Annotated in this window: 18 protein-coding genes; 11 read left to right on the plus strand and 7 right to left on the minus strand. The window is 57.9% G+C overall.

Going from position 1 to position 22,635, the window contains the following annotated elements:
- Positions 1 to 47: 47 nt before the first annotated feature.
- Positions 48 to 1,478: a mechanosensitive ion channel family protein gene (locus RX972_RS12210; protein ID WP_316875637.1), complete on the minus strand. Its 1,431-nt coding sequence runs from the start codon at positions 1,476 to 1,478 to the stop codon at positions 48 to 50.
- A gap of 117 nt (positions 1,479 to 1,595) precedes the next feature.
- On the opposite strand from RX972_RS12210, the gene RX972_RS12215 reads away from it, so the two are divergent.
- Positions 1,596 to 2,501: a LysR family transcriptional regulator gene (locus RX972_RS12215; protein WP_122396777.1), complete on the plus strand. Its 906-nt coding sequence runs from the start codon at positions 1,596 to 1,598 to the stop codon at positions 2,499 to 2,501.
- Positions 2,502 to 2,952: 451 nt separating this feature from the next.
- Positions 2,953 to 3,822 (plus strand): AraC family transcriptional regulator, encoded by an 870-nt coding sequence (locus RX972_RS12220; protein ID WP_316875641.1) that lies wholly within the window; start codon positions 2,953 to 2,955, stop codon positions 3,820 to 3,822.
- 284 nt (positions 3,823 to 4,106) lie between these two features.
- On the opposite strand, the gene RX972_RS12225 is transcribed toward RX972_RS12220, so the two are convergent.
- Both RX972_RS12225 and RX972_RS12230 read right to left on the minus strand, forming a co-directional pair.
- The gene (locus RX972_RS12225; RefSeq protein ID WP_316875643.1) at positions 4,107 to 5,288 is read right to left on the minus strand and encodes an MFS transporter; all 1,182 of its coding nucleotides are present in this window, start codon (positions 5,286 to 5,288) and stop codon (positions 4,107 to 4,109) included.
- 90 nt (positions 5,289 to 5,378) lie between these two features.
- Positions 5,379 to 7,502 carry a TonB-dependent receptor family protein gene (locus tag RX972_RS12230; protein WP_316875645.1) on the minus strand — a complete coding sequence of 708 codons (2,124 nt, stop codon included), beginning with the start codon at positions 7,500 to 7,502 and terminating at the stop codon, positions 5,379 to 5,381.
- Positions 7,503 to 7,819: 317 nt separating this feature from the next.
- Between RX972_RS12230 and RX972_RS12235 the strand changes: the two genes are divergently transcribed.
- On the plus strand, positions 7,820 to 8,476 hold the full coding sequence (locus RX972_RS12235) for a transferase (protein ID WP_316875646.1): 657 nt from the start codon (positions 7,820 to 7,822) through the stop codon (positions 8,474 to 8,476).
- 54 nt (positions 8,477 to 8,530) lie between these two features.
- Here RX972_RS12235 and RX972_RS12240 read toward each other — a convergent pair whose 3' ends face one another.
- A complete protein-coding gene (locus RX972_RS12240; protein ID WP_122706360.1) occupies positions 8,531 to 9,304 on the minus strand; it encodes an L-iditol 2-dehydrogenase in 774 nt (257 codons plus the stop codon).
- Between the two features lie 57 nt (positions 9,305 to 9,361).
- Complete coding sequence (locus RX972_RS12245; protein ID WP_316875647.1) at positions 9,362 to 10,675, minus strand: sugar ABC transporter substrate-binding protein; 1,314 nt, start codon at positions 10,673 to 10,675, stop codon at positions 9,362 to 9,364.
- A 289-nt stretch (positions 10,676 to 10,964) separates the two neighbouring features.
- Here RX972_RS12245 and RX972_RS12250 point away from each other — a divergent pair, with 289 nt between their 5' ends.
- The 7 genes from RX972_RS12250 (at position 10,965) to RX972_RS12280 (ending at position 19,757) form a co-directional block, all read left to right on the plus strand.
- Positions 10,965 to 11,909 (plus strand): AraC family transcriptional regulator, encoded by a 945-nt coding sequence (locus tag RX972_RS12250; RefSeq protein ID WP_316875649.1) that lies wholly within the window; start codon positions 10,965 to 10,967, stop codon positions 11,907 to 11,909.
- Between the two features lie 224 nt (positions 11,910 to 12,133).
- Positions 12,134 to 13,156 carry an aldo/keto reductase gene (locus RX972_RS12255; RefSeq protein WP_231667255.1) on the plus strand — a complete coding sequence of 341 codons (1,023 nt, stop codon included), beginning with the start codon at positions 12,134 to 12,136 and terminating at the stop codon, positions 13,154 to 13,156.
- A 485-nt stretch (positions 13,157 to 13,641) separates the two neighbouring features.
- Entirely contained in the window at positions 13,642 to 15,864 is a 2,223-nt protein-coding gene (locus tag RX972_RS12260; RefSeq protein WP_316875652.1) for a TonB-dependent siderophore receptor, read from the plus strand.
- Positions 15,865 to 15,872: 8 nt separating this feature from the next.
- The gene (locus RX972_RS12265; RefSeq protein ID WP_316875655.1) at positions 15,873 to 16,709 is read left to right on the plus strand and encodes a 5'-nucleotidase, lipoprotein e(P4) family; all 837 of its coding nucleotides are present in this window, start codon (positions 15,873 to 15,875) and stop codon (positions 16,707 to 16,709) included.
- A 58-nt stretch (positions 16,710 to 16,767) separates the two neighbouring features.
- Positions 16,768 to 17,361: a nicotinamide riboside transporter PnuC gene (gene pnuC, locus RX972_RS12270; RefSeq protein WP_122806044.1), complete on the plus strand. Its 594-nt coding sequence runs from the start codon at positions 16,768 to 16,770 to the stop codon at positions 17,359 to 17,361.
- 224 nt (positions 17,362 to 17,585) lie between these two features.
- A complete protein-coding gene (gene glsB, locus RX972_RS12275; RefSeq protein ID WP_122397012.1) occupies positions 17,586 to 18,494 on the plus strand; it encodes a glutaminase B in 909 nt (302 codons plus the stop codon).
- Between the two features lie 189 nt (positions 18,495 to 18,683).
- Entirely contained in the window at positions 18,684 to 19,757 is a 1,074-nt protein-coding gene (locus RX972_RS12280) for a DUF1615 domain-containing protein (protein ID WP_316875669.1), read from the plus strand.
- On the opposite strand, the gene RX972_RS12285 is transcribed toward RX972_RS12280, so the two are convergent.
- Both RX972_RS12285 and RX972_RS12290 read right to left on the minus strand, forming a co-directional pair.
- Positions 19,754 to 19,984: a DUF6555 family protein gene (locus RX972_RS12285; protein ID WP_316875660.1), complete on the minus strand. Its 231-nt coding sequence runs from the start codon at positions 19,982 to 19,984 to the stop codon at positions 19,754 to 19,756. The two genes, RX972_RS12280 and RX972_RS12285, sit on opposite strands and share 4 nt — an antisense overlap.
- A gap of 50 nt (positions 19,985 to 20,034) precedes the next feature.
- Positions 20,035 to 20,469 (minus strand): DUF1810 domain-containing protein, encoded by a 435-nt coding sequence (locus RX972_RS12290; protein ID WP_316875662.1) that lies wholly within the window; start codon positions 20,467 to 20,469, stop codon positions 20,035 to 20,037.
- A 229-nt stretch (positions 20,470 to 20,698) separates the two neighbouring features.
- Here RX972_RS12290 and RX972_RS12295 point away from each other — a divergent pair, with 229 nt between their 5' ends.
- A complete protein-coding gene (locus RX972_RS12295) occupies positions 20,699 to 22,510 on the plus strand; it encodes an ABC transporter ATP-binding protein (protein ID WP_316875664.1) in 1,812 nt (603 codons plus the stop codon).
- Positions 22,511 to 22,635 lie beyond the last annotated feature (125 nt).

Consider the following 22,635-nt stretch of genomic DNA (forward strand, 5'->3'; position numbering starts at 1 on the left):
AGATTACATTTCGGTAAATGTGTGTTGCTTGACAGTGTTGTCATGTATCAACGCTTCTGCAGCCACCCCAGGAAACTGCCTTTCTTGATGGCTGCCGGTTTCTCGGTCAGCAATGACTGGCTGCTGTGCTGGCGCACGGCCTGGAGTTTCGTCAGGGCGTTTTTGATCTGGCTTTCATGCTCCATGGTTTCCCGGGCCACGCTCTTGTCGATGCTGTACACCACACACGAGGTAAGGGCCGTGAAGCGGGCTTCGGACGGTGTGTCGTCGAGGATGCTCTGTTCGCCCATCACTTCGCTTGGCCCCATGCGCCCGGCTTCGATGAAGGCCTTGCCGTCGGATACTTCGGCCGACACCACGCCGGTGGCGATCACCAGCAGGCTGTCGGTGACTTCATTGGCTTCGATGATCACCTGACCCGCAGCGTATTCCCTGGCAGACATGCTCTGCGCCAGATGGTTTTTCTCTTCAGTATTCAGCGCGCGGAATACCTTCACTTCGTCCAGCAACGTCCGGGCGCGGGACACCGGTTCTGCCGTAACGTCGGACTGCCAGGCAATGCCCGCGGCTTCGAGGTGACGGTAGGCGAGGTCGAACAGCAGATTGCGGACTTCGCTTTTCTTGTCCAGATCCCTGATGAAACCAGTGACGGTGTATTCGATGGTGGTCGGGCTGGCTTCCTTGACCACCGCTCGGGCCTTGGGGAATGGCAGCAAGGCGCTGCTGCCTTGCAGGGCCCGGCCCAGTGCATCCAGTACGCGACGCGGGCGAATGTGCGGTGAGACCATTATGTTGATCGACACGCCAAACATGTCTCTGGGCCGGCTGAGGTTGACGATTTTGGCCTTGGCCGCTACCGAGTTGGGGATGACCGCCGTGCTGCCCGTGCCGGTCAGCAAATGGGTGGCCCGCCAGTCGATGTCGACGACCTTGCCTTCAACCCCGTCGATGCTGATCGAGTCGTCAACCTGATAAGGCTTGGTGGTGTTGAGGATGATCCCTGAGAACACGTCGGCCAACGTGCTCTGCAACGCCAGACCGACCACGATGGCCATTGCCCCGGACGTCGCCAGCAAGCCTTTGACGGGAAGCTGCATGACATAACCGGCGGCTGCCACGATAGCGATCAGAAAGATCACTGCGCCGATCACTTCCTGCAACAAGCGACCGCTGTGACCGATGCGCCGCATCAATAGCGTGCCGATGATTTCGGTCAGGGTCCTGGCCGCCAGAATCCACCAGATGATTTCCAGTGCGGTAGCCGCCAGATGCCGGGCGCTGTCTTCTTCCCAAGGGGCGCTGTCCAGTGGGCTCAGGCCAGCGCTGATAATCACTACGCTATAAACCAGAAACAACGCCAGCCGTACTGCAACTTTCTGCAATCGGTAGGGGTACGGCACCAAGTTCCAGCTGGCCAGATCCAGCAGAACCAACAACAGGCTGCAGATCAGCGGATAGCTTTGAATGAATGCGGGCATGATCTGATCCTGTAGGAAGTCAGTGCAGCAAAGGGAATACAGTCAGCGCAGATTAAGCCCATGCATTGGCCCGATAAAGCTGGTAGAAAGCGTTGGACTGTCAACCGGTGAGCGACAATGAACCCTTTCGAAGATATGCGCATATTTACCCAGGTGATGGAATCCGGGAGTTTCACTGCTGCCGCTGAGCAGTTGGGGCTTTCCAAGCAATTCATCAGTCGCCGTCTGATTCAACTCGAAGAGCGTCTCGGCGTACGTCTGCTCAACCGTTCAACCCGTCGGCTAGACGTCACACCGCTGGGCCAGGCCTATTACGAATCGGCGTTGCGGCTGGTAGCGGATCTCGAACAGGCCGAACAGAGCATAGCCGGGCAGAACACTCAGCCGCGGGGCACCATTCGCATCACTGCACCGTTGTCGTTTGCCACCGAGCATTTGGGCCCCTTGTTACCGGTTTTCCTGCAGCGCTATCCAGAGGTGTCGGTAGAAGTGGACCTGAGTGACCGCGCCGTGGACTTGCTGGGCGAAGGTTACGACCTGGCGCTGCGTATCGGGGTGCTGGAAGACTCGACGCTGATCGCCCGTCACATTGCCAATATCGAGCGGGTGTTCTGTTGCAGTCCCGAATACCTTGAGCGACGCGGCGCACCTGCCGAACCGGAAGCGCTCAAGCATCATGATTGCTTGCCTTATGGTCACAGTCGTCAGGTGCAGTGGCGCTTCGAGCGAAATGGCAAGCCTTTGGCGGTCAGCCTGTGCGGACGGATGCGCGCCAACAATGGCGAACTGTTGCGCGATGCTGCCATTGGCGGGTTGGGGATCACCTATTTGCCGCTATTCATTGTCGGCGCGGCGTTGGAAGACGGGCGTCTGGTCCGTGTTCTCAATGAGTTCCGCACGCCATCACTGGCGTTATCGGCGGTCTACCCGCAACACCGTCAGGGCTCGCGTCCGGTGCAGGCGCTGATCGGGTTTCTCAAGGAGCATCTGGTCCAGTGCCCATCATTGGTATCGCCCGACTGAACGAGCCCGGTATTATTTGGCGCTGTCGCGATCAACTCACGACCTGCAACCGGTTGATATTGATCTGTAGGAGTGGCCCGGTGTGCGTGACACCGCGCCGTCTCGCGGCAAACACTGGATCCTGTAGGAGTGAGCTTGCTCGCGATGGCGGTCGAGATGTTGAGAAATTATCGCCTGACCAAACGCTATCGCGAGCAAGCTCACTCCTACAAAAACGAAGGTGAATTCAAATAGTTATTTTGTGTTTGATGAACGCGCACGAGCACCGCGAGGCCGCGATAGCGGCGTATCAGGCAGGCCGCCATCGCTGCCTAGCGGTGCTCGTGAACTCCAGAGAAAAGCATTTATTCAGTAAGCCATCTATTGCCCAATAAGAGCCCGGTCGCGGATGTCTGGTTTTGCCGATAGAGTAGGGTGAACGTGTTTCCCGCCCCGAGCCGAAGGAATCAACTTGAGCGCCCCTGCCATCGCCCATTTGCATACCGAAAAGTTCTCCGCCACGCGGGTGGTGGATGCGCGTCCGGATCCTGAGAAGATCATCGATATTCCCTGCCTCGATGCCTTTTCGATCATCGTCCAGCTCGAAGATTTTGCCGAGCATCGGTTATGGCGGGGGCGACGTCTGAGTTATGCCGGTGGCTATCGTCAGGGCAGTGTTTCCTTGCCATTCATGGGGGATGAGCTGCGCTGCCAGCATCGGGCTTCCTATGACAACCTGCGGTTCAATATCCCTCGGCAAACCTTCGACGAATACCAGCGTGAGAATGGCGGGCGGATCATCAGTGGATTTCGCTACGAACAGGGCGCTCAGGACCCGGTGCTGTATCACCTGGCGCAGGCGATGCTGCCCGCGTTACGCAACCCGGCAGCCGCCAATCAGTTGTTCATTGATCACATTTTGTTAGCGATGTGCGCGCACTCGGTCACTCAATACGGCCGTATCGCTTCTACTTCCGGAAAGTTCACGACCACGCTGACGCCGCTTCAGGAGCGTCTGGCCAAGGAGATGATTGCCAGCAATCTGGGCAACGATCTTTCCGTGGAACGGATTGCTCAGGAGTGTTCGCTGAGTCGCAGTCATTTCTCCCGCGCGTTCAAACAGGCCACGGGTGTTGCGCCGCATACCTGGTTGCTGCAGATGCGTGTCGAGAAGGCTAAAGAATTGTTGATGGCCCGGCCCGGGCTTTCGTTGGTCAACATTGCTCAGACGTGCGGTTTTTCTGATCAACCGCACCTGACCCGGGTGTTCACGCGGTTGGTGGGAGTGACGCCCAGTGCATGGCGAGGAGCTCAGCGTGGTGCAGTGATTGTTTTGGGTTGAAGAACTTGCCTGAGCTGCTCACTCGATGGCCATGATAAAGAGGAGGCTGTCGTCCAGCAGCCCACAGCTATCAGGTTCAAAATCCCACAGGTTGGTAGCATCTCAAGCTTATGCAAAACCTGTGGGACCGAATTCATTCGGGAAAGGGCCGGCAGATTCAATACTTCTGTCGCCTGACAAGACGCATTCGCGAATGAATTCGCTCCCACCGGGAACAACCCTTGCATGCCAGGATAAAAACTCCCACAGAGGGGATAGCCTTCCAACTCGTACTCAGGCGTCTTTCAGGCAGTCCGCCGCGTCACCAATCGGGCAAGCCACAGGCATAACCCGAAGGCAATCAATGCCATGGCTGTCAGCACATGGATCATCGCTTCGCTGCCCAGTTGCGAGATCACATAACCGCAGGCGATGGGTGCTACGGCCTGGGCCAGTAATGCCGGGCGTGCCATTTTGCCGGACACCACCGCGTAATCGCTTTGATGCACCACCACCAAAGGCAAGGTGCTTTTGACGATGGCGCGGAGGCCGTTACCTGCGCCGTAACACACCAGTCCCCAGGCCACCAGGCTCGGTGCGAAGTCCACCAGCAGCAATCCCAAAGCCGTAAAGCCGCTGGACAATAACGCCGTGAACATCGGCGCTTTGCGTTTGAACATCAGGTCGATGACCCGACACAGCACCTGAGCCGGGCCGATCATCGCTGTCAGTGCAATGGCGGATGCCAGGCTATGCCCGCGGGCTTGCAGGATGGTCAGGATCACAATGGAAAGACAGGTCATCAACGCTGCGGCAATCGCGAACAGCGCTGTCATAGACCAATAGATGGAGGAGGCGAGCGGCGTGCCGCTGCCTTGGCTGGCATGTCCGGATGCTGCAACCGGCACATGGGCGTCCAGCGCATAACGGTATAGCGGATAGAGCACAAACAAAACAACGGTGCCGAACACCCCGCAGGTCATTCGCCAGCCCATGAGGTGATCCATCACCGCCAGCAGCGGCCAGATCACGGTGGTGCAGAACCCTGAAATCAGGGTGATGCCGACAATGATCGGTCGTGCTTCCAGCCCATAGGTGGAACCCAGTGACGTGAACAGCGCATCGTAAAGTCCGCTGGCCATGGCGATGCCGATGATGACCCAGGCCAGCAGAAAGACCGGTAACGAGGGTGCCAGCGCCATCATCCACAGGCCCGCGGCGAGGATCAGACCATGGGCGGCCAACACTCTGCGTCCGCCGATGCGGGCAATCAGTCGTCCACACAATGGTGACAACAGGCTGGCGACCAGCAAACCGATGGATGCTCCGCCCAGGACCCACTGATGCGGCCAGCCTGTGTCGGCAGCGATAGGATCGGCCAATACGCCGAGCAGGTAGAACGATCCGCCCCAGGACAGTATTTGCAGCAGCCCGAGCAGGGCTATTTTTCCGTTGCCGGGGCGGCGGGGCAGTGCAGCGGTGTTCAATCGAAGTCCTTAGCGTCAAGCGGTGAGTACGCCAACAGCAGGGCCGAATCCTAGCAGCTTCAAACCGCTCAATGACAGCCGTTCAGGCCTTCAGCGCAAACTCCACGACACCCCGACATAAACCCCCAGACCTTCGCCGGGGGTTGAGCGCGCCGCGTCCAGCCCTCGGTCGTCGTAGCCCGGCGTGACAGTGGCGGCGTAATGTTTGTTGGTCAGGTTGCGCATGTCGACCCAGGTCTGCCAGTCGTTCTTTGGGTCGTTGTAACCCACCGTCGCGCCGAACAGTGCGTAAGGGTCGGCGTAGTAGCTGTTGGCATAATCCACGGCGGCTTTGGACACCAGTTGGGTGCTGAAAGCGGCGAAGAAACCTTGCGGCCAGTCGTAGCGCAGCTCGCCCTGGTAGTAATGCATTGGCAGACCGGGCAGCCGGTTATCGCCGAAGCGATCATCGTCGCGGTAGTGGAAATCACTGAAGGTATAAGCCTGACGCAGGCTCAGTTCGCCTCCTTCATGGGACCACAGTTTGCTTTGCAGGCTGGCTTCTACACCTTGGTGAATGGTAGGGCTGGCGTTGAGCTCGTAAGGCGTGGTGGCGTTGGCATCCGGCAGCACCGAAAGCAGTTCGTGACGGACTTGCGAGTAGTACCACGCCAGGCTCCAATCGCCGAGTGTGCTGTCGCCCCGTCCGCCGATTTCAAGGGTGGTAGCGGTCTGGTTGCGAAGCTTGACCGGGTTGCGCTGCGCACCGGTGGCGACGCCGCTGCCCGCCGGGAATCGCTGGTCAGCGCTGTAGAGCAGTGACCACGGATGCGGGCCTTCCACCGAGCGGCTGAGATTGGCGAACACCTGCATGTCAGGCGTCAACTGATAGCGCATGCCCAGTCGTGGCGCGTAGTCCCAGTCGCCCATGCTGGTTTTGCCACCGCCATCAGGATAGGTCACGGCGCTTTCGCGACGTGTGTAAATGGCGGCGAGGCCGGTGGTCAGCCACAGGTCGTCGGCGATCTCCAGATCATTGCCGACGTGCAGAACAGTGTCCGAGCCTTGATAGGTGAAGTTACGAATGCGGGTGCCCGGCGCATAACCGGCGGTGTTGCCGGTCGGGATACGCACGAACTCGCTGGCGCCGGAGTTGGGCAAGTGCTTGGTGACGCGCAAACCCAGCGTGCTGTTGCTTTCCAGACCCCACAGCGTGTCACGGCGCTTGTAGTCGAAGGTGCCGCTGACATCCGTGTAGGCCACTCTGAGGCGGTTAGGCCCCTCGCGCAGGTCCATGGGGTAATCGTGGTAGACGAGGCCGGTCTCGACGCTCGAATCGTCGTCGATGTACCAGGTGGTTTTGTTGCCGATAAACGTGCTGCCCGGCTGGTCGCGATTATAGTCCCGCGATTCATAAGTGGGATTTGCGGCACGTGGGTCGTGCTCGATAGAGTTCTTGGTGACCCGCCCGGCAAGCTCGTTATCGGTCTCGCGATGGCGGAAATAGAACCGGGTTTCCAGATTCGGATTGAAGCGATACCCGAAGTTGGCGATGACCCCTTGGCTCTCGCTGGACGTGTGGTCCTGATAGCCATCGGAGCGCGCATCGGTCATCGCCACGTAGTAGTCGAAGTCGCCCAGCACTTGCCCGGAGCTGATCTGCCGCTGTTGGTATCCGTGGCTACCGGTTACGTAGCGCACCTGCAACAGCGGCGCATCGTAGCCAGTGTGGCTGACGTAGTTGATGGCACCGCCCAATGCCAGAGCGCCGCGGTCAAAACCATTGGCGCCGCGCAGCACCTCTACATGGTCGAGCCACAGCGGCTCAAGTAGCTCATAGGGCGTTCCGCCGGGACCGGTAAGGGGCAGGCCGTCGAGCATGGCGTACACCCCCGAAGCGTGAGCGCCCGGCGCGCGGTTGATGCCCGAGCCACGTATGGAAATCTTTACCCCTTCGTTGCCCGCAGACTGGGCATAGACCCCGGGCTGATACGCCAGTACATCCTGATTGCTCGCTACGCGGCCCTGTAACGGCTGACGCAGGTCGATCACGTTGGTTCCGCCGGGCACCTTGGCCAGTTGTTCCTTCGCGTCTTCGACTGACTGGTCCTCGCCACCTCGCTCCTGATCACGGATCAGCACCTGGCCCAGTTCCACTTCCTGCGCTTCGGCCAGCGCAGGACAGACAAGGGCCAGGCCCAACAGCGCACTGGGCAGGGATTTCGGCGAAAGCATTGGGGGGCTCCAGACATAGAAAACAGGCAATGAAGCTTGCGACGTATGAAAGAACGAAAGAAGCACACGGCAATTTTGTTTTTTTGCCCGGTAATGCTTTTCCCGGGTGCAGACGCAAAGCACTCTGTTGAAGCCAGGCTTGCGGCGAAGGACTACAACTCGTTGCATTTGATTCACCGAGTAGGGCGATTCGCGGGCAAGCCTCGCTCCAACATGGCAAAAATGCTGTCTTCCCGATGATCAAACATGTGCAACCATTCAGTGAACCTGCTGCCCGCAATCGGCAACGTTCTACTCACTTTTCAAAGGAAGTCTGAATGCACGGGATATCGATTTCAGAATTCATCTCGCACTGGGAGGCGCTAGGTCTTGATGCGCAAGCCCGCTCACCCTGGCAGATCACGCAGCAGTGCGAAAATTTTGTACGCACCATCCTGGCTAAGCTTGGGCCCGATTATCAGCGCCAGGGCGATATCGCTATCCATAAAACGGCGCAGGTCGAAGACGGCGCCGTACTCAAAGGGGCGATCGTGATCGGGCCTGACTGTTTTATCGCCGCAGGTGCCTATTTACGTGGCGGCGTGTTCCTTGGCAGCGATTGTATTGTCGGTCCCAGCTGCGAATTGAAGAGCAGCTTCATGCTCGACCGCAGCAAGCTGGCCCACTTCAATTTTGTGGGCGACTCATTATTGGGTCAGGACGTGAACATCGAGGCCGGCGCGGTTATCGCGAACTATCGCAACGAATTTGCCGGGGCCGATATCCGGATTCTCCACGGCGATACGATCATTGAAACCGGCGTCGCAAAATTTGGCGCGCTGGTGGGGGATGGTACGAGGATTGGTGCCAATGCTGTGGTGGCGCCGGGGGCCTTGCTGCAGCGAGGCAGTATTGTGCCGAGGCTGGGGCTTGTTGACCAACACCCAGGTTCACCTGAGTCCGTCGATCGCGATCAGGTGGTTTACGCACGTTGATATCTTCCTACGTGCGTCGCTCATCCGTGGCGCCGTCACACGGGCAGGTGCCAGTCAACTCATCCAGTTACCCCCATCGACGTTATAGGTCTGGGCCACGATGTAGTCGCTTTCCTGCGAGGCAAGGAATATCGCCATGCCGGTCAGGTCATCGGCGGTGCCCATACGGCCATATGGGACCTCCTGGCCAACGAGTTTTTTCTTTTCTCCCAGCGGGCGATTCTCATGTTTGGCGAACAGCGCGTCGACACCGTCCCAATGCTCACCGTCGACGACGCCGGGGGCAATGGCGTTGACGTTGATTCGGTGTTTGATGAGGTTTAGCCCCGCCGATTGTGTGAGGCTTATTACCGCCGCCTTGGTGGCGCAATAGACACCGACCAGCGCTTCACCGCGTCGTCCTGCCTGGCTCGCCATGTTGATGATCTTGCCGCCGGTTCCCTGACTGATCATTTGTCGGGCTGCTGCCTGCAAGGTGAACAGCGTGCCTGCCACGTTGATGGCGAACAGGCGGTCGTAGCTTTCACGGGTTATGTCAGTGATCGGGGCCAGGTCGAACAGTGCTGCATTGTTGATCAGGATATCCAGCTTTCCGGTTTTTCCGACCACTTCGGCAATGGCGTTATCAATGGAAGCTTGCGCAGTGACGTCGATCTTTACTGCGTAGGCCTGCTTGCCTAATTCTTCAGCAGTCGCGCGTGCCCGTTCAAGGTCGATGTCGGCGATGGCGACCGTTGCTCCTTCGCGAATATAGGCCTCGGCGAATGCCCGGCCGATGCCTCGTGCAGACCCCGTGATCAGGGCGCTTTTACCTTCAAGTCGTTTCATGTCAATCCATCCTTCAAAAGTACAAAGTTCAGGTCATTTCGCGAGCTATAGCGTGAGTTATTTTTTCGGATAGCCCGCGCGTTTCATTTCCCTGATGGTGACTTTTTGTGCGGCATCCAGCGCTTGTGCAACGGAGGTCTGCCCGGTGAGTGCAGCGGCGAAAAGCTTGCCCACTGATGTGCCAATGGCCTGGAACTCTGGAATGGTCACGTATTGAATGCCCACATAAGGCACTGGCTTTGCCGACGGGTGGGCGGGGTCGGCGTTCTGCATCATTTGCAGCGTGACTTTGGCGAACGGTGCGGCTTGCAGATAAGCCTCACGGTAGGTTGAGGTGCGAGTACCTGGCGGTACGTTGGTGATGCCATCCTTCTGCGCGACCAGTTGAATGTATTCTTTGGAGGTCGCCCAGGTAATAAAGGCTTTGGCCGCGTCTTTATGTCTGGAGGTAGCGGGGATCGCCAGCGACCACGCATACAGCCACGAAGAACCCTTGTCAGTGACTTCAACCGGAGCCGGGGCAAAGCCCACGATGTCAACCACCCGACTTTGTTCTTTATCGGTTGTGAAGGACCCCGCGACGCTCGCATCTACCCAGATCGCGCATTTGCCGCTGTTAAACAAGGCCAGCGTTTCATTGAAACCGTTGCTTGAAACACCGGGCGGTCCGTAGTTCTTGAGCGTATTGACGTAATAGTTGGCGGCCGCTGTCCACTCGGGCCCTGTCAGTTCAGGTTGCCATTGCTCATCGAACCAGCGCGCGCCGAAGCTATTGGCCATGGTAGTCAGCAGCGCCATGTTTTCGCCCCACCCGGATTTACCCCGCAGGCACATGCCGTACTGTTCTTTATCAGGGTGATGAAGTTTTGCTGCAAATTCGCCGAGCTGGGTCCAGGTCGGATGTTCCGGCATGCTCAAGCCGGCCTGCCTGAACAGATCAGTGCGGTAATAAGTCACTGTGCTTTCGCCATAAAAGGGCAGGGCGTAAAGCGTGTTATCAACTGATAGGCCTTGGCGCACCGAGGGAAAGATATCTTCCAGATCGTAGTCAGATGGTAAGTCCTTCATGGGTTCAAGCCAGTTTTTGGCGCCCCATAGCGGCGTTTCATAAGTGCCGATGGTCAATACATCAAACTGGCCACCCTGAGTGGCAATGTCCGTGGTCAGCCGTTGGCGCAGGACGTTTTCTTCCAGCACTACCCAATTGAGTTTGAGGTCGGGGTGCTGCTCCTCAAAGACTTTCGACAGCCGCTGCATGCGGATCATGTCGCTGTTATTGACGGTGGCGATGGTGATGGTTTCGGCGGCCTGGCTGGACGCGACAAACGCCAGACCAGCGGACAGCAGGAGCGCTTTCGGGATCATTTGCATGATGCTCTCCACTCCACGCCTGTGGCGCGGAATTCTTATTGTTGTTATATGCCTTCACTGATCACATCCGTATCAGCAGGAGGCTACGGGCCGATTACAGCAGTTGCCAGAATCCCCGGCAAACGCAATGGGGACGGCGTGTTGATACTTTTTTAACCGCGACAGTCGGATCATCTCAGGGTTAAAAAAGTATCAGTCGCCGGTCCGTTTGAGGTGGAACCTGGGACCGTGGCGGGCGTATGGTGCGTGTTATCACCAAGCTCACAATGACAATAAAAAGGAGCGGATCATGGCTGAAAGTCTCACGAGTCTTTTTGAGCACTCACCGGCTGAACTGGAGATTATTCTGCCGCAGCCTGAGCAGAGCTTTCGCTGGTATGAACACGATTATCCTTACTCACTCGCACGCTGGAATCACCATCCTGAGTTTGAAATTCATCTCATCCGTCATGGCAGCGGCAAACTGGTGGCCGGTGACTATATCGGCGCGTTCAGCGCCGGGCACGTTGCTCTGATCGGTCCGGATTTGCCTCATGACTGGATGGGGGACCTGGCACCGCACGAATATTTGCAAGGGCGGGATGTGGTCCTGCAATTCGACGGTGGATCATTGTTGAAACTGCGCCAGTTGTTGCCCGAACTCGGCCATTTACAGTCCCTGTTCGAGCGGGCCAGACGGGGCATTGAGTTCACTGGCGGGACGGCCATCGAAGCCGCCCGGTTACTCGAAGCCATTGGACCTGCGCAGGGATTACAGCGCCTGGTGTTGTTTCTGCAGTTGCTGGGCGTGCTGCTCAATGCGCCGCCGACTCACACGAAGCTTCTGGCCAGCGCGTGTTATGCGCCTACCCTGGATGCAAAAAGTGCCGAGCGTATTCACAAAGCCTTTGAATACTTGCAGGCCGAGCTGACGGGCGATATCCGGGTTTCAGTCATTGCTGATCGCTTGCACATGAGCGAGCCGGGTTTTTCACGCTTTTTCAAACGCGTTACGGGCCATGGCTTCATCGACCTGATGCGCAAACTGAGAATTCAGCGGGCCTGCCGATTGCTGGTGCAGACGCCAATGTCAGTGGCCGATGTCTGCTTCGAAGTGGGTTACAGCAACCTGTCCAACTTCAACCGGCATTTCCGTTATGAGATGCAGCTCACGCCAAGTGAATACCGCCGCGACCCTGCAGTGACGTTGTTCAATCTGCACAAGGCTCAGCCTTCAGTGGCTGCAAGAGCTTGATGTTGACTGAAGTTCTCCTCGCAAAATCTAACCCTTTGAACTGGAAATACATTTTCTGTATGAGCTCGCTGTGCGCCTCCGACACCCCGCTGTCTCGCGGCGAACATTGAATCTGTAGGAGCTGCCGAAGGCTGCGATTGGCATCCCCATGCATTTGTTTCAGGAGTATCTTGCAGGGCGAGCCAACTCAACGCCGAAGTCATCAACCCATTTCTGGAGCACCCATGAGCGCTATCGAATACCGCAACCTTGGCCGTAATGGTGTCAGGGTCTCGCCACTTACCCTGGGCACCATGATGTTCGGTGAGCAGACCGATGATGCGGTCGCAAAGCGGATTGTCGACAAGGCCTTTGAACAGGGCATTAATTTCATCGACACCGCCAACAACTATAACAGCGGAGTATCCGAGGAAGTGGTGGGCCGATTGATCGCGGAGCGTCGTTCGCACTGGGTCCTGGCTACCAAGTTTGGTAACCCTAATCCCGGTGGTCGGGCACCTAATGATCGTGGCGCTTCGCGGCCCAGCATCATTCAGTCTGTGGAATCCAGCCTCAAGCGTTTGAACACCGATTACATCGACTTGCTTTATCTGCATCGCGAGGACGACAGCGTGCCGGTGGAAGAAACCCTGCGTGCGCTGTCGGATCTGATCCGGGCGGGCAAGATCCGATCTTATGGCTTGTCGAACCACCGTGGCTGGAAGCTCGCAGAGTTCAGCCGTACTGCTGATCTTTTGGGCATCGAGCGTCCTGCTGCCACTCAGCCGTTGTACAACCTGGCTAACCGTCAGATTGAAGTTGAACACTTGCCTGCTGCCGAGTACTACGGAATTGGCGTGGTGTCTTACAGCCCGCTGGCACGTGGGGTATTGACCGCCAAGTACGATCCGGGCCAGCCACCGGCTGAAGGTACCCGAGCCGGACGCAACGACCCGCGTCTGCAACAGACCGAATGGCGTGCCGAGTCACTGGATCTGGCTCAGAGAGTCAAGGACCACGCCGCAGCGCGGGGTATTACGTCGGGTCAATTCGCGTTGGCCTGGGTGCTCAACAATAAGCTGGTGACGTCAGCCATTGCAGGCCCGCGTACCGAAGAACAATGGAACGACTACGTGCCTGCGCTGAACTACGGGTTCACGGCCGAAGACGAGGCGTTCGTGAATGAACTGGTGGTCACCGGGCATTCTTCGACCCCGGGCTATAACGATCCAAGTCATCCGTTTCTTGGGCGTCAATCGCGGGTTTGACGATAGCTTTCCAGCGCCTGTATTGCGGGCAAGCACCGCATACAGGTTGGTCATGATTTCAGGCTTATGTTGGACCCGGGGGACCGCTTTCACTCGGGACAATACCCAAGTTGGGAATGTACCGGCCCTTCGCGAATGAATTCGCTTTAATCAAGCAACATGTAACCTAGTGGATTGAAATGCGTTTTCTGTAGGAGCTGCCGAAGGCTGCGATCGCGGTGTGTCAGGATGAATGCTTCGCAGCCTTCGGTAGCTCCTACAGGTCCTATGTTTGCCGCGATACAGCGCGGCGCCATGGACACCGGGGCAGCTCCCACGAAAATTGTGTTTGCATATCACCTGCATGAAGCCACGCTCCTACAGATCGCATATCCCTGTCTGCTGCCTTCTCTCCTTGAAAAATCCAGCTGTAACGCACTGTTTGCAGGCCTCGCGCTTGCGTCCGGCATAAAGCGTCGGTATACAGCGCCCACAAAGGAGCTTTCATGGTTATGTCTTATCGAATGTCTGAGTCACCCGCGCCGAGGTTTTCGCCAAATCTGTTGAGAATTGGTGTGTTGATGGCCTGTGGCGTGGGCAATGGTTGGCTGGCGGGGGCGGCGTGGGCAGAAGAGGGTACAGCCGCAAATAGCGGCGTGCTGCTGGACGCGATCACGGTCAACGGCGAGCAAGACGCTGGCTATCAGACCAGTGAGGCCGCGGTGGGCGGTTTTGGCCCAGCGCCTTTGCTGGACACACCGGCGTCGATTGCCGTAATCACCGAGCAACGACTCAAGAATCAGCAGGCCAGGCTGCTCAGTGAAGTGCTGCGTAACGACGCTTCGGTTGGCGAGAGTTATGCGCCAGTCGGTTACTACGAAAATTTCGTTGTCCGCGGTTTTGCCCTTAATTCTGCCAGCAGCTACAAGATAAACGGCCGGACGATCACCGGCGAACAGAACGTCGCGCTGGAAAACAAGCAACAGGTTGAATTGCTCAAGGGCCTTGCGGGCTTGCAAAGCGGCGTCTCCGAGCCCGGTGGTGTGGTCAATTACGTGAGCAAGCGTCCGGAAGATGTACGTTCCGTCACTGTCTCGACCAATGAGCAGGGTGAGCGTTACCTGGCTACGGATCTGGGTGGCTGGTTCGGCAGCGAGCGGCAGTTCGGTATTCGTACCAACCTGGCGCATGAGGACATTCGTTCTTACGTGGATCACGCCGACGGCAAACGTGATTTCGCCTCGCTGGCGGTGGACTGGAACATCAGCCCAGACAGTCTTTTGCAACTGAATGCCGAGTACCAGAACCGCGAACAGCGTTCCGTGCCGGGTTACCAGTTGCTGGGCGGCACCAGAGTTCAGCATAAACCTGATCCCCGTGATCTGCTGGGCTACCAGAGTTGGTCCAACCCGGTGGGTATCCAGTCGCTGAACCTTGACGGGCTTTATGAGTACCGCTTCAACGATTCATGGAAAGCCAATTTCAGCGCTTCCCGCAGTCGTGTAGTGATCGATGACTACAGCACCTTCGCCTGGGGCTGTTATGGCTCGGCCAGTTGCGCAGGCGTGAACGTCGCGAACTATTTCAGCCCGGAAGGTGAGTACGATATCTCGGACTACCGCAGCCCTGATGATACGCGTCGCAATGACGAAGCCCAGGCCGCAATCAGCGGGCAGTTCGACAGCGGATTTCTCAAGCATGAACTCACGTTCGGAACTACAGCATTCCGCCGTGTGGTGGACCGTCGTGATGCACTCAACGAGTTCATTGGCAGCGGGGTAATCGGCACCGCGCCGGATACTTTCGAGCCATTTTCGGGGGAGGCGGGCCACACTTACCGTCACCTCGACAGCCGTCAGTACGGCCTGTTCGCCACCGACCGGATCAGTTTTAACGAGCAGTGGCAAACCCTGCTGGGCGGGCGGCAAGTTCGCCTTGACGAAAAAACCTATGACGAAGCAGGCGCCACCACCCGCCATACCCAACGGGCGGAGTTTCTGCCTCAGGCGGCACTGATTTACAAACCGCGTCCGGACACTGCGCTGTACATCAGCTACAGCAAAGGCTTGTCGCTGGGCGGCGAGGCGTCCTGGTTCAGCACCAACGCCGATGAGATTCTGCCACCGACCACATCCCGGCAGATCGAGCTGGGGGTCAAGCACGACTGGCAGCGTTTGAGCCTGACCGCCGCGCTGTTCCAGATCACTCAGGACTATCAGTACAACCGTTCCAACGACGACGGGACCTTGACCTATGTGCAGCAAGGCAAGCAAAAAAATACCGGGCTTGAGCTGTCTGCCAATGGTCGGGTGACTTCGAATCTGCAAGTATCGGCCAGCGTCGCCGCAATTCGGGCGCGTGTCACTGGTAGCGGTACCGACGCCTACGACGATCATCAGGCGATCAACGTACCCAAACTGCGTGCCGCCCTGCACGGTGATTACAGTATTCCCGGGTTTAACGGGCTGGCCTTGTTAGGTGGTGTGCAGTACAGCGGCAGCAAGTACGCCAACCGACAAGGCAGCGTGAAGGTCGACGACTATGCGGTGTTTGATATGGGCGGCCGTTACAGCACCAAGGTCGAGGGCTATGACACGGTGCTGCGCCTGACTGTCGACAACCTGTTCGATAAACGTTACTGGCGTGATGTGGGCGAGTCTGCGGGCGACGGCTATCTGTTCCCCGGCGCACCGCGTACTGCGCGAGTGTCGGCCACTGTGAATTTCTGAGGTCAAGCATGGGCAAGTTCTTTATCAGTGGCACGCTGGTGCTATGCGCTGCACTCGTCGGGTGTCAGCAACGGCCACCCGCCAATGATCAACTGGATGCCGTGCTGTGGACGCAGACGTCCATCGAGCACGAGTTGATTTACCGGCAAGTGTTCGACAGCGCCACGCGGCAACTCGATGTCGCACTGGCCGATCCGACCTGGGACGCCTTGCCTCAAGCGCCGCGCAACCTGACCGGGTTGCCGCCAGCGGTGATCGTGGATATCGACGAAACCCTGCTGGATAACATTCCGCTTAACGCGCGGGATATTCGCAACGATCAGGTTTATTCCTATGATCGCTGGAATATCTGGGTGGACGAGGCCAAAGCCCAGGACTTGCCGGGTGCGGTGGGTTTCCTGCAGGCCGCCGCTCAGCGTGGCGTCAAGGTGTATTACCTGACCAATCGGGAGCATTCACAAGTGGCGGCCACCGTGAAGAACCTGCGCCTGCGCGGTTTTCCGGTGGACGATGCGCAGCAGGTTCTGGCGGCGGCGACGCCCACCGGTGGCTGTGAGAAGGACGGCTATGGCAAGACCTGCCGCCGCCAATGGGTCGCCAGCCATGCACGGGTATTGATGCTGGTAGGGGATTCATTTGGTGATTTCATCCAGGCCGACAGCATTAACCTGGCGGCACAACGCAAGGCCGCTGCGCCGTATCTGGCCTGGTTGGGACAGCGCTGGTTCCTGCTGCCTAATCCGACTTATGGCAAATGGTACAGCGCACCTTACGGTGATCAGGAAGATCTGCCGATGACGCGTAAACGCGAGCTCAAACAACAGGCGCTGGATCTCCAGCAATAACAACAACGCTAATGCTTTCCAGGCTGGCGCTTTTTGCCAGCAGGCCGAGGGGCAAACCATGTCAACACTGGAAATAATCGCGGTGCTCATCAACATCATCGGCGTGTGGCTCACCGCCCGGCGCATTCGTTGGTGCTGGCCGGTGAGTGTGGTGGCGGTGTTGTTGTATGCGTGGATTTTTTACGACGCAAAGCTTTATTCGGACATGTTGCTGCAGGTGATTTTTGCCTTCCTTCAAGGCTACGGCTGGTGGTGCTGGAGTCAGGGCGGGCTGGACAATGGCAAGGTGCATGTGGCGCGCCTGCCGCTGCAAACGGCGGTATTGAACCTGATCGTCGGTGCGATGGCCGCTGTGCTGCTCGGCAGTCTGATGGCGCACTTTACCGATGCCGTCGTACCGTGGCTGGACGCATCGCTCACAGCCTTCAGCCTGGTCGCCAGCGTTTGGGCAGCACGCAAATACGTCGCGAGCTGGTGGCTATGGATCGTTCTCGACTGCGTCTATGTTGGCATGTACCTGCATCGCGATCTGGATCTGACCGCCGGGTTGTACGCAGGATTTGTGGTACTGGCGTTCTACGGCTACCGCGCCTGGCGGCGTGATTTGTTGAGTCAGGAATCCCGGCGTGGGGAATTGAGTGCTGGGGCTTGAGTCAGGAAATCACTGGATTGAACTGCATCCTGCAGTCCCCCAGCCATCTGCAATTTTGAGCTGACCCAAACTGTAGGAGCGCACGAGCACCGCGAGGCCGCGAAGCGGTTTATCAGACAGATCGCCATCGCTGGCCTCGTAACCTGCGAGTCAGCGGTAACCTGTGTGATGCGCTGCGCCGATTGATCGTCTAGCATGCGGTCCCGAAAACAATGAGCGCATCCATGCAGAAGTTGCTGAACGAGATACTCGACGAAGTACGTCCCTTGATCGGAATGGGCAAGGTCGCCGACTACATTCCGGCGCTGGGCGACGTGCCTGCGAATCAATTGGGCATTGCCGTATATGGCAACGACGGTGAGCTGTATTGCGCGGGCGATGCCGAGACGCGCTTTTCTATCCAGAGTATTTCCAAGGTCTTCAGCCTGGTTCAGGCCATCGGCCACTCCGGTGAGGAAATCTGGCAGCGGTTGGGCCATGAGCCCTCCGGTCAGCCGTTCAATTCGCTGGTGCAACTGGAGTTCGAACGCGGTCGGCCACGCAATCCCTTCATCAACGCCGGGGCGTTGGTTATCTGTGATATCAACCAGTCACGCTTCGCGGCACCCGCGTTGTCGATGCGTGACTTCGTGCGTCGTCTGTGCGGTAACCCCGAGATCATTTCCGACTCCAAAGTCGCCGAGTCCGAATATCAGCACCGTTCACGAAACGCAGCTGCGGCCTACCTGATGAAGTCCTTCGATAACTTCCACGGCGAAGTTGAAGCGGTCCTGCGCAGCTACTTCCATCACTGCGCCTTGAGCATGAGCTGCGTCGATCTGGCCCGGGCCTTTGGCTTCCTTGCCAATCAAGGCTATTGCGTGCACAGCGGTGAGCAAATTCTCAGTGCTCGACAGACCAAGCAACTCAACTCAATCATGGCCACCAGCGGGCTTTATGACGAGGCAGGCAACTTTGCCTACCGGGTGGGTTTGCCGGGCAAGAGCGGGGTAGGTGGAGGCATCGTGGCCGTAGTGCCTGGACGTTTCACGGTGTGCGTCTGGTCCCCCGAGCTCAATGCGGCAGGCAACTCTCTCGCGGGCATGGCCGCGTTGGAAAAGCTCAGTTCGCGCATCGAATGGTCGGTGTTCTGACCGCGGATTTATCGCTGTTCAGGAAATCTCCGAGCATTCATGCTGTTACGCAGGTCTATTGAATTCGAATCAGCGGCCATGGGGCTGATTCCAATTTTCTGCAGTGCCAGGGGATGCATGCTTTTGAATCGATCATCGCTGCCGGTTTTCGGGTATTCGCTCGACTTTTCTACTGTGCTCAAACCCTTGCTGATCGCGTTCGGCGGGTTGTTACTGGCTGCTTGCGGCACTCAACGCACTCAGCAGGCTCCGGAACTGACGCCGGGGCAAATCCGTGCGCAGATTGTGCGTCTGATGCCCGCTAAAACGCCGGACCGGGAAGGCTGGGCTGCGGATATTCAGACGGCCTTTGCCGCGCAGGAACTGGAACCCAGCACGGAAAACCTGTGTTCTGTATTGGCAGTTACAGAACAGGAATCCACGTATCAGGTCGATCCGGCCGTACCGGGGATGGCGAGAATCGCTCGGGGCGAAATAGATCGCCGCGCCGCCCGATTGCACATTCCGCAGATGCTGATTAACCGTGCGTTGAAAATCCGCTCGCCTGACGGCAAAACCTATGCCGCGCGACTGGAGGCTGCACGCACCGAGAAGGACCTCAGCGCGATCTTTGATGATTTCATCGGCATGGTGCCTTTGGGGCAGACGCTGTTTGGCAGCCTGAACCCGGTACATACCGGCGGGCCTATGCAGGTAAGCATCGCCTTCGCCGAGAAACAGGCCAAGGGTTATCCATACCCGGTTGACGGCACGATTCGCCGCGAAGTATTCAGCCGACGTGGCGGCATGTATTTCGGGATCGCCCATTTGCTCGGCTACCCGGCTGATTATCCGCAGTCGCTTTATCGCTTCGCCGATTTCAATGCCGGTTGGTACGCCAGTCGCAATGCGGCGTTCCAGAGTGCCGTCAGCCGTGCAACGGGCATCAAGCTGGCGCTGGACGGTGACTTGATTCGCTACGACTCCACGTCACCCGGTGCCACCGAGTTGGCGATTCGCTCGCTGGGCAAGCGTCTGGATATGAGCAATTCGGCGATTTTCAGCCAGCTCAAGCAAGGCGATACGCTGGATTTCCAGAAGACTGAAGTGTACGAGCGGGTCTTCGAACTCGCCGAGCAGGCCGCAGGCAAACCGTTGCCGAGGGCGATCCTGCCGGGTATCACGCTGCAGAGTCCGAAGATCACCCGCGACCTGACCACCGCGTGGTTCGCCGAACGGGTTGATGATCGGCGCGAGCGATGCGTGCAGCGGGCAGGAGGTTAGGTTTGTTCCTGCCAACTGACGTCGGTCAATCCCGAGCGTTCCGCATGATGCCTGAGCAGGATAATTTCTTCGGGGGGCGAAGACTGATTGTGCAATACGCCGATACCTGCGTGCAGGCAGGCGTAATACCAGGCATCGGAGTCAGTCATTTGCGAATCAATTTGTACGAACAGTTTTACTTGCCCGTGGATCCTGTAGCGGATCTCGAAGTGTCGGCTAACTGCCATAAAGCGCTCCATGGGTGATAGCGCTATGACACTAGTGGCGTTCTGATAGTTCAATCACTGCGATTGCTGATTTTTCCCTGGGTGTTGGCATCGTGCGTGTCATCAAAGAAGGTGTCGAGTACGCCTTGAAACACTTTGCGTTGAGGTGCAGCGATAGCGAACAGAGTCATGCTTGAGTGGAGCTTCAGATCATCGGGGGAGCCGAATATCTGCCGTGCCGTCCGTTGCAACTGTGGCTCGATGATTTTCGCGCATTGCTCCAGACGTGCTCCGAGGAGTGGATGCGCGAGATAGGCCTGGGCTTCATCCAGGCAGGTAATGGCATACCGACGGGCCATTTCGCTATGACCGAGTCCGGCAATTTGCGGGAAAACGAACCACATCCAGTGGCTTTGTTTGCGGCCGGCGCTGAGCTCTTTGAGCACCTGCTCGAATACCGGGTCTTGCGCATCGACGAAACGCTGCAGGTTATAGGTGTCTTCCATGGTGCACGTCCTCGGGGCTTATGATGTGAGCTTAGCTTTGGAGCGTAGGTGTTGTGCTGCGTTCGCATATTTCACGGTATATCGCATATCCGTGGGAGCGAATTCATTCGCGAAGGGGTCGTAAAACCAATGAAAATTTGTGGTTGAAATACCGCCTTCGCGAATGAATTCGCTCCCACAGGATTTCCACAAACGTTTATCAACCCAGCCATTCAGAGTCCCCCCAAGCATGCCCGTTGTCAGTCGCTTCACTGCTTTTCTCGATCAGGCGCGCCGTGCCATGGGACTGGTCTGGACCACGTCCCGAGGTTTGTCGCTAGGCTTGATCGTCGCCACCTTGATGGCGGGTGTATTGCCTGCTCTGGCGGCCTGGCTTGGCCAGCGCATAGTCGATGCCGTAGTGGCTGCCATGCAGTTGCATGCCGCGGCGGGGGATGCGCCATTGTGGCCGGTGCTGCGTTATGTGTTGATGGAGGCAGGGGTGCTGGCGTTGCTGGCTGGCACTCAGCGCGCGTTGTCCGTGCAGCAATCGCTGTTGCGCGTGCAGCTGGGGCAGAAGGTCAACACGCTGATTCTTGAGAAAGCCCAGACCCTGTCGCTGATCCAGTTCGAAGACTCCGAGTTTTACGACAAGCTGGTGCGGGTCCGTCGCGAGGCTTCCACCCGGCCTTTGGCGCTGGTGACCAAATCCCTAGGCTTGATCCAGAACCTGATTTCGCTGGTCAGCTTCGGCATTTTGCTGGTGCACTTTTCGCCGTGGGCCCTGCTGATTCTGGTGGTCGGTGCCTTGCCGGTGTTCTTTGCCGAGGCGCATTTCTCCGGCGATGCATTTCGGTTGTTCACTCGTCGTGCCCCTGAAAGCCGTCAGCAGAATTACATCGAGACGCTGCTTTCCCACGAAACCTACATCAAGGAGGTCAAGCTGTTTGGCTTCGGTCCCTTGCTGATGCAGCGTTATCGCGACACCTTCCAGCGGTTGTATGCCGAAGACCGTAAGCTCACCCTGCGCCGCGATGGCTGGGGCTTTCTGCTGGGACTGTTGGGCACCAGCGCGTTTTATCTGGCCTATGCGTGGATTGTGATCGACGCGGTGCACGGGAAGATTACCCTGGGGCAGATGACCATGTACCTGGTGCTGTTCAAGCAGGGACAAAGCGCCGTCAGCAGCAGCCTTAGCGCAATCAGCGGACTGTACGAAGACGGTTTGTACCTCGCTGACCTCTACGAATACCTCGGGCAGCCGGTACCGGTGGAAACCGGCCATATCACCGAGGGTGTGCTGCCAGGCAATGGTCTGCGTTTTGAAAGCGTGAGCTTCAGTTATCCCGGCTCCAGCCACGTGACGCTGGAGAACATCGACCTGCATTTGGCGCCGGGTCGCAGCGTGGCACTGGTCGGCGAGAACGGATCTGGCAAGACGACGTTGATCAAATTGCTGACCCGCCTTTATCGGCCCAATCAGGGGCGCATCCTGCTCGACGGCAGCGATCTTAATGACTGGAACGAAGATGCGTTGCGACGGCGCATCGGGGTTATTTTCCAGGATTACATTCGCTACCAGTTTGTAGTCGGAGAAAACCTCGGAGTTGGCGATATCGATGCGTTCGGCGAAGAGAATCGTTGGCGCGATGCAGCCAGCCAGGGCATGGCAGCGGAGTTCATCGAGCGCCTGGACAAAGGCTATGCCACGCAACTGGGTCGGTGGTTTGCAGGCGGGCAGGAGCTGTCAGGCGGGCAGTGGCAGAAGATCGCCTTGTCCCGGGCTTACATGCGCCGTAACGCAGACATTCTCATTCTCGACGAGCCGACCGCTGCACTGGATGCCGGGGCGGAAGCGGCGGTATTTGATCATTTCCGCGAGTACGCCAAGGGGCGTATGACACTGTTGATTTCGCACCGGTTCTCCAGTGTGCGCAACGCCGATCATATCGTGGTGCTGGATCAGGGCAGGGTACTGGAGCGGGGCGATCACGCCAGCCTGGTGGCTGCGGGTGGCCGCTATGCCGAGCTTTTTGATCTGCAGGCGCGGGGGTATCGGTAAGAGATTGAAAACCCTCTACCACTGTGGGAGTCGCCCCGGTGTCCCTGACACCACGCTGTCGCGCAGCAAACACGGACCCTGTAGGAGCGCGCTTGCCCGCGATTCGGTCTGTCAGTCGATGAATA

The sequence above is a fragment of the Pseudomonas syringae group sp. J309-1 genome (assembly GCF_032582135.1).
Classification (GTDB): Bacteria; Pseudomonadota; Gammaproteobacteria; order Pseudomonadales; family Pseudomonadaceae; genus Aquipseudomonas; species Aquipseudomonas quasicaspiana.